This window comes from Paenibacillus sp. J22R3, assembly GCF_056269305.1.
Map to the genome: position 1 here is coordinate 460,610 of NZ_JBWDNS010000004.1, position 12,480 is coordinate 473,089.

Annotated in this window: 9 protein-coding genes; all 9 read left to right on the plus strand. The window is 50.7% G+C overall.

What is annotated here, in order from left to right:
- Positions 1 to 37 precede the first annotated feature (37 nt).
- The gene (locus AC0YN4_RS20805; protein WP_475784096.1) at positions 38 to 1,945 is read left to right on the plus strand and encodes a cache domain-containing sensor histidine kinase; all 1,908 of its coding nucleotides are present in this window, start codon (positions 38 to 40) and stop codon (positions 1,943 to 1,945) included.
- A gap of 1 nt (position 1,946) precedes the next feature.
- Positions 1,947 to 3,545 (plus strand): response regulator, encoded by a 1,599-nt coding sequence (locus AC0YN4_RS20810; protein ID WP_475836651.1) that lies wholly within the window; start codon positions 1,947 to 1,949, stop codon positions 3,543 to 3,545.
- A gap of 33 nt (positions 3,546 to 3,578) precedes the next feature.
- Positions 3,579 to 3,722, plus strand: coding sequence for a hypothetical protein (locus AC0YN4_RS20815; RefSeq protein ID WP_475836652.1), 144 nt, complete (start codon positions 3,579 to 3,581; stop codon positions 3,720 to 3,722).
- 427 nt (positions 3,723 to 4,149) lie between these two features.
- Entirely contained in the window at positions 4,150 to 5,634 is a 1,485-nt protein-coding gene (locus AC0YN4_RS20820) for a glycoside hydrolase family 32 protein (protein WP_475836653.1), read from the plus strand.
- Between the two features lie 491 nt (positions 5,635 to 6,125).
- A complete protein-coding gene (locus AC0YN4_RS20825) occupies positions 6,126 to 6,440 on the plus strand; it encodes a MazG nucleotide pyrophosphohydrolase domain-containing protein (protein WP_475784099.1) in 315 nt (104 codons plus the stop codon).
- Positions 6,441 to 6,629: 189 nt separating this feature from the next.
- Positions 6,630 to 8,645: a beta-galactosidase gene (locus AC0YN4_RS20830; protein ID WP_475836654.1), complete on the plus strand. Its 2,016-nt coding sequence runs from the start codon at positions 6,630 to 6,632 to the stop codon at positions 8,643 to 8,645.
- Between the two features lie 89 nt (positions 8,646 to 8,734).
- Positions 8,735 to 9,688: an ABC transporter permease gene (locus tag AC0YN4_RS20835; RefSeq protein WP_475784101.1), complete on the plus strand. Its 954-nt coding sequence runs from the start codon at positions 8,735 to 8,737 to the stop codon at positions 9,686 to 9,688.
- 57 nt (positions 9,689 to 9,745) lie between these two features.
- Positions 9,746 to 10,633: a carbohydrate ABC transporter permease gene (locus AC0YN4_RS20840; RefSeq protein ID WP_475784102.1), complete on the plus strand. Its 888-nt coding sequence runs from the start codon at positions 9,746 to 9,748 to the stop codon at positions 10,631 to 10,633.
- Positions 10,634 to 10,712: 79 nt separating this feature from the next.
- On the plus strand, positions 10,713 to 12,467 hold the full coding sequence (locus tag AC0YN4_RS20845; protein ID WP_475836655.1) for an extracellular solute-binding protein: 1,755 nt from the start codon (positions 10,713 to 10,715) through the stop codon (positions 12,465 to 12,467).
- Positions 12,468 to 12,480 lie beyond the last annotated feature (13 nt).

Genomic DNA, 12,480 nt, shown 5'->3' on the forward strand with positions numbered 1-12,480 from the left:
ACTAGGCATTCATCCCACTCTATGGACGTGATTTCATTTGCTTAAGAGACCGCGCATAATCAGCCGTGAAACGATTATTTATAAGCTGGAACAGCTGTCCTTGCAGAAGCGACTGTTTATTTCGTACATCCTCATCTTGCTGCTGCCGAGTCTCCTGATTTCGCTGTATATTTTTCAAGAGCTGAACGACAATTATATGAAAGACATTGTGAAGAAGTACGAGAACACGCTGGAGATCGAGCGGGTCAATATGAACAATAATATTGAAACGATGGAGCGGGCCGCGCAGCTGTCGATCTCGGACAAAGAGGTACTTTATTATCTAGAGCGGACCAGTGAACCCAACGCCACGGAGCTGATTGAGTTCGACACGACGGTGGTCTCGAATATATTGCGCCTTCAGTTCAACAATCCGAATATCGAGCATATCCGGCTGTTCTCGAATAATAAGCGAATTAACGAGCTGTGGCCTGTCATTATGCTGGAGCGGCGTATTCAAGGGGACCCTTGGTATGCGAAGGTGAACAGCTTAGACGGACAGGAGTTATGGTATTTTGACCGGATGGATCGGGAGCCGATCCGCTCACTTGTCCCCGATGCGAAGGAATACAGACCGAAGCTCTCGCTGCTGCGCGAGATCGAATATCCGGCAGGTCGCCATGTCGGCATTATGCAGGTCGATATGCTGCTGACGAATTTCTTTCAGGGCGTGTTTCATGGTACGGATACAAGCCAGTCGGAGATGTTCGTTATTGATGGGGAAGGCAAAATGTTCCGCAATGACGCCAGTCCTTTTCTGGCTAACACAGGTCTTGAAGAGACGGACATCCGCAGCGCGCTGAATCAGCATGTCACGCAAGGAACCGGACACTTCCTGTTTAACCACGACAAAACGCCGTTCCTAGGCAACTACATGTACATCGAGAAGCTGGACGCTTATGTAGTTAACGTCGTATCGCTGAAGAATGTATTCGCTGATATCAATAAAACGCGTAATAAGCTTATTATGGTCAACGTGATTTTGCTGGCGATTCTGTCTGTTTCGACTTACTTTCTGAATGCGCTTATATTGAAGAAATTGCATACGCTCGCTCATTTCATGAAACGGGTGCGCCAGGGTGATTTTAACTTTGATTTCACGATCCGCGGCGGTGGCGAGGTCGGAGAGCTTGCGCATCATTTTCGCAAAATGCTAAAGAAAATCAATTCGCTCATCGCCGAGGCCGTCACGAAACAGGCTGCATCCAAGGAAGCAGAGCTGCGGACGCTCAAGAACCAGATCGATGCTCATTTCCTCTACAACACGCTGGAGAACATTAAGATGCTTGCAGAAATCGAGAACCAGCCTGTCATCTCGGATGCGCTGACTTCGCTTGGCGGCATGATGCGCTACAACTTGAAGTGGACGAGCGAATATGTGCGGCTGAAGGATGAGCTTGGACATATTACGAACTATATTGCCATTATGAACGTTCGGTTTGATCATACGGTCAGCTTGCAGATCAACATTCCGCCGGATTACTTGGATCAGGAGCTGCTCAAGATGTCCCTGCAGCCGATCGTGGAGAATTCCGTCAAGCACGGCATGAAGTTTAAGCCTTCGGAGGCGCGCAATGTTGTCATCTCGATTAAAGCCGAGGTTGTCGATTCCAGCATCGTCATCTCAATTGAGGATAACGGGATTGGCATGACAGCGGAGATGGCAGAGGAGCTGAACCGGAAAATCAGCCAAGAAGAGGTAGGCGGCCTCACCGACAAACGGGATATTTATGCGCAGCAGGAGAAGCAAACGGAAGGCAGCGGGATCGGGTTGCGCAATGTGCATCAGCGTATCCAATTATTTTATGGTACAGAGTACGGCTTGTTCGTCGAGAGCAGGGAAGGTGCTTATACGCGCGTCATTATGCGCGTACCTTATTTCATATTAAGCGGAGGGGTGACCTGACATGCGTACACTGCTGATTGTGGACGATGAACGTAATATCAGGCTCGGGCTGAAGGCGATCATTGAACGAGGTTATCCAAGGCGGTATGAGATGTTATTCGCGGCAGATGGGGAAGAAGCTCTTGGGCTGATTCAAGGCGGTCAAATAGAGATCGTTATCACGGATATTCGGATGCCGGGGATGGATGGTCTGGCGCTGATTCGCGAACTGGCGCTGCTAGAGCAGAAGCCGGTCGTTATGATCCTCAGCGGACATGATGATTTCCATTATGCGAAGGAAGCGATGCTCTACGATGTACGGGAGTATCTGCTCAAACCGATTGTTCGGGATGAACTGTTCGCAGCGCTTGAGCGGGTGGAGCGAGAGCTGGAGCGGCAAGCGGCACTGTCCGAACGGCTGGGAGAGGTGCATCACTATCGTGACGAGCTGCTGGCGAGCCAGTTGAATTATATCTTCCTGCATCCGGATATGGCGGAGACCGAAATTGCTGAACGTTGTGCCAAAGCAGGCTGGGATGCGCTTGTTGAAGCTCGGGATTCGTCGGGGGTTGGGGCAGGAGCGGGTGAGGCGCGCGGTTACGTGATCGCACTGCTGAAGCTTCGAGGCGGATTGTCCTCCGGGAAAGCAGGTCAGCTGGAGGCGCTGCTGGCGACTCGGCCTAGCGGAGTTCGGTTTTATTTTAAAGATAAGGATGAGCGGTTAGTCGTTATTGGCGAGGAGGCCGTAGGGCCGGGGGGATTGCTCGCGTTCATGAAGGAGCATCATGTTTCGGCGCAAATCGGGGTAAGCGAGCCGTTGAATGGCGCAGGCGGAGTCAAACAAGCCTATGCCGAAGCGCTTGAGGCGCTGAGGTACGGCTTCTTGCAGGCGGTAACTGCCGAGCCGGTGCTGCTGCAATATGATCGGAAGAGATCTCGCCATCAGGAGAGCCACTTGCCGATCGAGGACATCCGGCGTCTGGCGAATATGCTCGGCACCGAACGGGATAAGGAAATGAAGCAGATTCTGACGGAGCTTCTTGATCCGAAGAAGCTGACCGGCTTCGATATCGCGTCGATCGAGGAAATCAGCAAGCAGCTGAATGAGCTTGTGTTTGACCGCGTATTCAATCAGTACGGCGAGGAATCGGTGGAAATTCTGCGGATCTACAAGAAGGTCGGCTGCATGTATAACTTCGAGACGATTCATGATTATTTTCACAGCGTGGAGGATTTGCTGCTGCGGTTGAACGATTATGTGAAAGGGCTGCGCCTTGTGCATGTCGAGCATAAGGAGATGAAGAAGGCGGTCAGCTACATACACGACAATTATCATCGGGACCTGAATATGGCGACGGTATCGAACCATGTCTCGCTGAACTACTCGTATTTCAGCCAGGCGTTCAAGGAGTTTACCGGCGAGAGTTTCGTCGTCTACTTGAAGCGGGTACGTATCCAGAAGGCGAAGTCGCTGCTGGAGGAAACGGAGCACAAAATCTACGAAATCAGCGAGCAGGTCGGCTTCGAGAATTCGAAGCAGTTCAATCGCGTCTTCCGCGAGATGGAAGGCATCTCGGCGATGGAATATCGAACGAAGCACGCGGTGCAGCATCGCGTGTGAGAGAGGGGCAGCCGGAAGTGGGCTGCCCTTTTTTTGCGGCGAGGCGGAGGGATCGCCGGAGCTGCATGGCAGCATGCGCCAAAGCTGTGGCAGATTTCGCCGGGGGACTGTGCAGCATGCGCCAAAGCTGTGGCAGATTTAGCCGGGGGGACTGTGCAGTATGCGCCAAAGCTGTGATGGCCAACACGCGCCTACACGATGCTGGTCACCCCCCCCAATACCACTTCGAGCCCAAATGTTGCACAATATGCAATATATCTACCATCTCAATCGTAAAACAGCGCAAATGTTGCACAAAAGGCAGCATTACCTTAGAATACGAGCCCTAAAAGGCCATAACGAGCCCAAATGATGCATAATGCGCAACAAATCCAACTAACCAGCCGTAAAACGCTAGTTTTGTTGCAGGAAATGCAACATTTTCGTAAATGATGCGGTGAGGAAGTGCCATATCAGCCTCTAATGTATGGCTCCACAGATGCACTCCATTCCGCTTCATTTTACCTGCGAAAAAAAGGAAATGGCAGATTAATAGTATGCTATAATCCGTTTAAAAGTGGTTGCTTTAAACGTGCAAGGAGTCCAATTCGAGCAGGAGGCTGTCATGGAAACCAATCAAGCCAAGAAGCATGAGGAGCAAATTGCCAGAGCCAATCAAGCAACGGAGGAAGGAAGCTCGCGGATTTCGGAGGAGCGCTTCCGACTTCGCTATCATTTGATGCCGAGAACCGGCTGGATGAACGATCCGAATGGACTTGTATACTTCAAGGGCAGCTACCATGCCTTCTATCAGTACTATCCGCACGAGCCGAAATGGGGACCGATGCACTGGGGGCATGCCAAGAGCGAGGACCTCGTCAACTGGACCCATCTTCCGGTCGCACTGGCACCCTCGGAACCCTATGATCAAGGCGAAAGCGGCGGCTATGGCTGTTTTTCTGGAAGCGCTGTCGTAGATGGCGATAAGCTTGCACTGTTGTACACTGGGCATGTTTCCGGCAATTTGCCGGTAGAGGTACAGTGCTTGGCTGTCAGCTCAGACGACGGCAACACGTTCACGAAAAGCGAAGCGAATCCGGTTATTCCGGGACCGCCGGAAGAGGGCTTGTTCGGCTTCCGCGATCCGAAGGTCTGGAAGCATGAAGATACATGGTACATGGTGATCGGAAGCGGTCAAGAAGGCCGAGGCAATGTGCGGCTGTATGCTTCTTCGGATTTGCGTGAGTGGCGCTATGTGAGTATCGCCGCTGACAGCGATGGCTCGCAGGGGGATATGTGGGAATGCCCGGATCTGTTCCCGCTTGGCGGAGGAGAGAATCATGTGCTGATTGTCTCTCCCATGAACATGGGAGCAACGAAGACGATGTACTTGTCCGGGACGTTCGACTACGAAGAGGGTAAGCTCACGACTACGCGTGCGGAACGACTCGATTACGGTTTCGACTTCTATGCGCCGCAGACGCTGGAAGACGATCAAGGCAGACGCATTCTGTTCGGATGGATGAATATGTGGGGAGCTACGATGCCTGAGCAGCAAGACGGATGGATGGGCGCGATGACGATTCCGCGTGAGCTGTTCTTGCAGCCGGACGGCAGCATTCGTATGCTTCCCGTGCAGGAACTGCAGAAGCTTCGGGGAGTGCGATACGAGATCGAATCGCAGGTAATCGAAGCAGATACGGAAGTCGCCCTGCCTGGTATCGCATCGGATGCGGTGGAAATCATCGTAGTGTTCGACGGCGATGCGGCCGAGTTTGGCCTCAAGCTGCGCTGCTCGGCGGACGGCAGCGAATATACCGAAATCGGGTATCGCGCCGCGGACCGCACGCTCTATGTGAACCGCGATCATGCGGGTCTGGGCGATGGCGGAATCAGTGAGGTTCAGCTTGCGCCGCAGGACGGCGGACAGCTGAAGCTCCATCTGTTCCTCGACCGTTCTTCGCTGGAGCTGTTTGCGAATGACGGCGAGAAAACGATGACGAACCGAATTTATCCGCAGCCGGATAGTTTGGGGGCTTGCCTGTTCAGTCGTGGGGGAAATGCAGTTCTTCGTTCATTAGAAAGCTATGAGCTGAAGTCGATTTACTAGATATACAATGCGAAAGGGTCTGCCAGGAAGGGGGCCACTGAAGAACTTAGATTTTCTGGCGATCTTAGCGATTCGGTTTTTTTGTGACATTGCTCTCTAGCTGGTGTAAGGAGTGCAACACATTCGCTACTTTCTAGTCTCAAATGACGTATGACGTGTACTTCGTACAATTCATACGTTTTTTTCTAGTGAATATAGCTGGTTATCCGAATTTCAAATGCATTTTATACACGTTAAGTACTTTTTTTCTCGAAAGGCTTCGGTTTGTCGTGTAGTTTGTACAACTCAAGGAGGAAGCCGATTAAAACTTCTATATAAACCCCTGGCTCTGGCAAGTAAATGGAAAGTCTATGCCTTTCAGCAGCAGAACTTTTTCAGTGGTCCCCCAGGCAGCAGGCTTTATCTTTTTTCTAGGTGATAAGATCAAACGAAGATTTAGTTTAAAAAATCGAATGAGGTCAACTGAATTAAAAATGAATAGGAGTACAACGATGTCTGAAAATTTAACTGTAAGAGGGTTACAGGAATATATCAGAGGCTTTGACCATCAACCAGATAAGAAAAATGATTATTTTCTTAAACTAGTTGAAGAAGTCGGGGAATTAGCGGATGTACTAAGGAAAAATAAAAGATTAGATCAAACAGGAAACATAAAAGGAACGGTTGAAGAGGAGTTATACGACATACTTTACTATGTTTCAGCGTTAGCTAATATTTATGAAGTTGACTTAGAAAAATGTTTCCATCTGAAAGAAGAAATAAATAGGGAGAAATATAAAAATAAAGAAATAAAACCCATCATCTAGCAATGAGCAAATCCGGTATGTAAAAAACGTAAATTCCATCGAGCAGTTAATGAATATTATTTACGACAGACCAATCCAACCTCGGATTGGTCTGTTTTCTATGGTCAAAAGGTGGAATCTATCAGGTTTTGACACGCTCGCGCTTCCCCCATAATGAAGTAGACAACCGTCAACCGAGGAGGGAAGCAGATGAAATTTGGCGCTTGTTATTATCCGGAGCATTGGCCGGAGGAACGCTGGGAGCTGGATGTGAAGCTCATGAAGGAAGCCGGGCTGAACGTGCTGCGCATCGGCGAATTTGCTTGGTCGAAGCTGGAGCGCTACGAAGGCAGCTACGATTTCTCATGGATGGATCGCATCATTAATCTATTGGCAGCCGAAGGAATCGAGGTCATCTTAGGGACACCAACCGCCGCACCGCCGAAGTGGCTCATGGACAAACACCCTGACATCTATATGCGGGACAACAAAGGCATAGCGCGAGGTTTCGGCAATCGAAGGCATTACTGCTACAACAATCCCAACTATATGGTAGCCTCGGATCGCATTGTAACCGCAGTCGCGCAGCAATACGGCGAGCATCCGAATGTCATCGCTTGGCAGACGGATAATGAATTCGGCTGCAACGATACGGTGTATTGCTATTGTGACTACTGCAAAGCAGCCTTTCAAGCTTGGCTGGGCCAGAAATATACAAGCATCGATCAGCTAAACGAAAGCTGGGGAACGGTATTCTGGAGTCAAACCTACAACGAGTGGGAGCAAATCGTGCTTCCGGCTTATACGGTCTTCCATCTGCATAACCCGGGGCTAGAGCTCGATTATCGCCGGTTTGCTTCCGATTCCGTCATCGCGTATCAGAAACGACAAATTGACCTGCTGAAGCAGCTTGCCCCGAGTCAGCCCGTCACCCATAACATGTGGTCGGAGATGAATGAGATCAACAGCTTCGAGCTGTCTAAGGATCTGGATTTCGCTTCGTGGGACATCTATCCCAATCTCTGTTTTACGGATCAACCGGACCCTCGCGAAAGCGCCATTCAGCTCGATATGGCCCGCGGTGTGAAGCAAGCTCCCTTCTGGGTGTTGGAGCATCAGAGCGGTGCACCGGGTGGCAACATCATGTTCCCAACGCCGCGCCCGGGGGAGCTACGCAGATGGACGTATCATTCGGTTGCCCACGGCGCCGATGCGATCGTGTATTTCCGCTGGCGGACCTGCTTGTTCGGCGCGGAGCAGTTCTGGCATGGCATCTTGCCCCATGACGGCATTCCGGGAAGGCGGTATGACGAAATCAAACATGTTGGTGAGGAGCTGAAACGAGTCATGCCGCTCATCGAAGGCAGCAGCGCAGGAGCAGAAGTCGCCATCATTCGTTCCTACGACAATGAATGGGTTATGGATATTCAACCTCAGGTGATGGGCCACCGATATATCCGCCATCTCAAAAGCTATTATCGTTATTTCTATGACCGTCATATTCCGGTTGATCTCCTGTCCGACGAGGCGGATTTCAGCCGTTATCGACTTGTCGTCCTGCCGCATTATATGCTGTCCAAGCCGGAAGCCAAGCAGCGAATCTATGATTATGCGGCGCAAGGCGGCACGGTTCTGCTGGATTTCCGTTCCGGCTCACGGCTGTGGGACAACCGGATGTCGGATCAAACGCTGCCCGGCATCTATCGGGAGCTCCTTGGCATCTCGATTACCGACTACGGCATCCTGCGAGAAGGTCAAACGCGCAGCGTCCAGCTATCCCAAGACACAAACAGCTACAACGCCAAGACCTGGTATGACGTCATCCAGCCCGAGATGGCGGAGCCGATCGCTTGGTTCGGCGAAGATTACTACACCGGATCGCCTGCAGCAACACGCAATCGGTATGGTCAAGGCACCGCCTATTACTTAGGCATGGAGCCGCAGCCTGCCCTAATGTATGCACTTATGGATCGCATATGCACCGATGCCGGAGTAACGCCAATAGAGGGCATACAGGTTCAAGGCAGCATCGAGCTCATGCGAAGGGTAAGCGACAGCGGCACCGAGTATATTTTCGCTATCAATCACGGTACAGACCATCAATCCATCACGCTCGCAGAGCCGCTGTACGAACTTACAACGGAGCAAACCATAGCGGTGGGCACGATCGAATTACCGGGCAATGGCGTGTTTCTCTTCCGCAAGGATCACCCGCTACTAGGGTGATAAGTTGCAGTTTATCAGGTTGTTGATGTTACCCGCCCCTTGCATAATAAAACAAGGATGAGAAATAGGGTTGAAAGGAGTACGGCAGTGTGAAATCAATCGCTCCAACCAGGCAAGACACAGTACCAAACAAACGCAGCTTCGGTAGAAAAGTCATTATGCAAAGACAGCTGATCTACATGTCTGTTCCGTTCGTCCTCCTGATTGTCCTGTTCTCCTACGTCCCGCTTTGGGGATGGGTAATGGCGTTTCAGCGGTACACGCTTGGCAAAGGGATTAAACACAGTCCCTTCGTCGGCTTCGATAATTTCGTCGCGCTCTTCCAAGATGAACAGTTCTACCATGTGCTGCGCAACACGCTTGCCATGGGGCTGCTGCAGCTGATCACCGGTTTCGTATGCGCCATTGCGCTGGCCCTGCTGCTGAACGAGGTCAGGTTCGTCTGGTTCAAGCGGGTGATCCAAACGATTACCTACATTCCTCATTTTGTCTCTTGGGTCGTCATTGCGAACATTACGCTCACGATGCTTTCTCCGGACGATGGGATGCTGAACCGCATTCTGATGAAGCTTGGCATCATCCAGGAACCGCTCTACTTCATGGGCGAGGAAAAATGGTTCTGGTTCATCCATACGACGGTCAGCTTGTGGAAGGAGCTGGGCTGGAGCACCATTATCTTCTTGGCGGTATTAGTTGGGCTGAATCCCGAGCAATATGAAGCGGCGGAAGTCGATGGCGCAAGCCGTTTTCAGAAAATGTGGTACATCTCCATTCCGGGCATCATGCCGACCGCGATTCTGCTGCTCATCTTAAATGTCGGCTGGATCATACAGGGCGGCTTCGAGTCGCAGTATTTACTGGGCAATCCAATCGTCGTCGATTATTCCGAGGTGCTCGATCTCTATGCGCTGCGCTACTCGACACAACTGGGAGACTTCTCGTTCGGGGTTGCAATCAGCATGTTTAAATCGGTTGTCAGCGTAGTAATGGTGCTGGGCGTTAACTACTTGGCCAAGAAAACGAATCAAAGCCGATTAATCTAGCAGCGCGTTTACACGTACACAATCACAATCCCGACAAGAAAAGGAGGGTGGTCAAGAATGGACCGCAATCGGGCGTGGGGCGCAATCGCGTTCAACACTTTTAACCTTACGCTGCTGCTTCTCATCGGCATGGCAACCTTGTTTCCCTTCTTGAACCTCATTGCGGTGTCGCTTAACGATCCGCTCGATTCCTTGAAGGGAGGAATAACGCTCCTGCCCAGAGAATGGACACTAATGAATTACAGAGCGATATTGAGCGATGACGCGCTTGCATGGTCGGCTGTTCGTTCCGTTATTCGTACCTTGCTTGGCACCGTGCTCGGCGTTACGGGCACTGTCATGATTGCCTATACGCTAAGCCGCAAACAATTCATCTTCCGCAAAGCGTTTAACGTCATCTTGGTCATTACGCTCTACGTGAACGGCGGCCTCATTCCGACGTATCTGCTGATCAAGAACCTGGGGTTAATGAATCATTTTGCCGTCTATATCATTCCCGGCTTAATCGGGGTGTTCAATGTCATCCTCATTCGCAGCTACTTCGATCAGCTTCCGGAAGGACTGGTAGAATCAGCGCAAATCGATGGAGCGACCGACTTTCAGACGCTGTTTCGAATTGTGGTACCCATCAGCTTGCCGGTAATTTCGACCATCACGTTATTCATCGCGGTTGGTCATTGGAATTCCTGGTTCGATAACAATCTCTATGCCAGCCGCAATCCGGATTTGAGCCTGCTGCAGTTTGAATTACAGAAGATTCTGCTGCAAAGCGTCAGCCAAGTTGCGAATGCGAATGAACATGTGGACGGTAAAGCGATTCAGTCGAACCCCGATACGATTCGGGCTGCCCTGACCATCGTAGTTACGATGCCGATTCTGCTGGTCTATCCATTCCTGCAAAGGTATTTTGTCAAAGGCGTTACATTGGCTGCAATTAAGGAATAACGAAGGCTTCGCACAATATCAAACGGAGCGATCGATCCGTTGATATATACAAAAACGAGGATTGAAAGGGAGTCTAACGATGAAGGGTAGAAGGCTAAAGCGAAGTTTGACATTCGGACTCATCATTACCGTACTGGCAGTGCTTATTACAGGCTGCGGTTCCTCCAATAATAACAATAACGATGGGGCAGCAAACACAAACGAACCGGCGAAGAGCACGAATACAGCAACAAACGAAGCCAATACAGGCAACAATACGACAGCAGAGGCAGAGCCGGCAGCGGACTTAAGTCCGATCGAGTTTACGATCAACACGGCAGATGACAAGCTGAAATGGGATACGCCAATTACGAAAGCGATTACAGACAAAACAGGCGTGTCGCTCAAGTATGACCTCTCCGTTGGCGATCAATTTCAGAAATGGGATCTATGGCTGGCGGCCGGAGACTATCCGGATGTCGTCGTGCTCGATGCCAACTATACACAGAAGTTTAAAGATGCCGGTGCCATTATCCCGCTTAACGATCTGATCGAGAAATACGGTCCGAACATTAAAGACAAGTATGGCAAATACTTCAACCTGCTCAAAGACAAAGACGGCAATATCTACTCCTTGTCCGGCGTCAACAAGAGCGAAGAAGCGGCAGCCAACTCGACGGCCAACTTTATCGTGCAATACGATGTGCTGAAGGAAGCCGGCTACCCGGAAATCAAAACCTTCGATCAGCTCTACGACGTCATCAAAGCGTATGCCGATAAACACCCGCAAATCGACGGGAAGGATACCATTGGCTTCGCCGCTTCCATGGCCAGCTGGACGATGAAGATTGAGTTCAACAACCCGGTCATCAATGCGCTTGGACTGCCTGACCATGACCGTTCCCGCATTGATGCAAGCGGCAATGTAACGTACAACCCGGTTTCCGATGAATCCAAGGCTTACATGAAGTTCCTAAACAAGCTGTATAATAATGGGCTATTTGACAAAGAAGCCTTCTCGCTCGACAACATTGCAACGAAAGCCGCACAAGGCCGCGTCCTTGCTGCTTATTCACCGGGCTGGTTCTTAGGAGACGCTGAAGCCTCCCTGCGTAATTCGGGTCATCCGGAACGCGCCTATGCTCATATTCCGATTTATTTCTCGGAAGGGACGGAAGATCACTCCAACACGTTGACACCTACGCAAGCGGGCAGCTACCAATGGACGATCAGCAAGAACGCGAAGAACCCGGAGCGCATGATTCAGATGATTGATTTCCTTTTCTCCGATGAAGGTCAAATCCTCACTCAGTGGGGAATTGAAGGCACTCACTTTGATGTGAAAGACGGCCACCGCGTACTGAAGCCGGAGCTTATCGCACAGCGTCTTGCCGATCCGGATACGGATTACAAGGAAGGCTTCCACGGCATCGGAACAGGCAACTTCTCGTGGTTTGGAGTGGGCAATGGCGCGAAGCTGGCTGATGGCGACTACTCCACACCGCTTACGAAGGATATGGTTATCGCCAACTACGATGACATGACGAAGGAAGTGCTGGCGAAGTACGGCAAGCAGGTATGGGCTGATTTCTTGCCGCCGGTCGAGTATGTACCGGGTTATATCTGGCAGCTCACGCCACCAGAGTCAACGAAGGTGGAAGAACAGAAGATCGATGATACATGGCGCAAATACTTGCCGAAGATCATCATGTCGAAGGATGACGCTGCGTTCGATTCCAATTGGAAGGATATGCAGGATGGCATCAACAAGAATGGTCTGGAGAAAGTAGAAGCGGCTTATACGCAGCTATGGGCGGATTTTAATGCCAAGTACAACAGCATATTAGGCCAGTAATCGTTTATTGTTA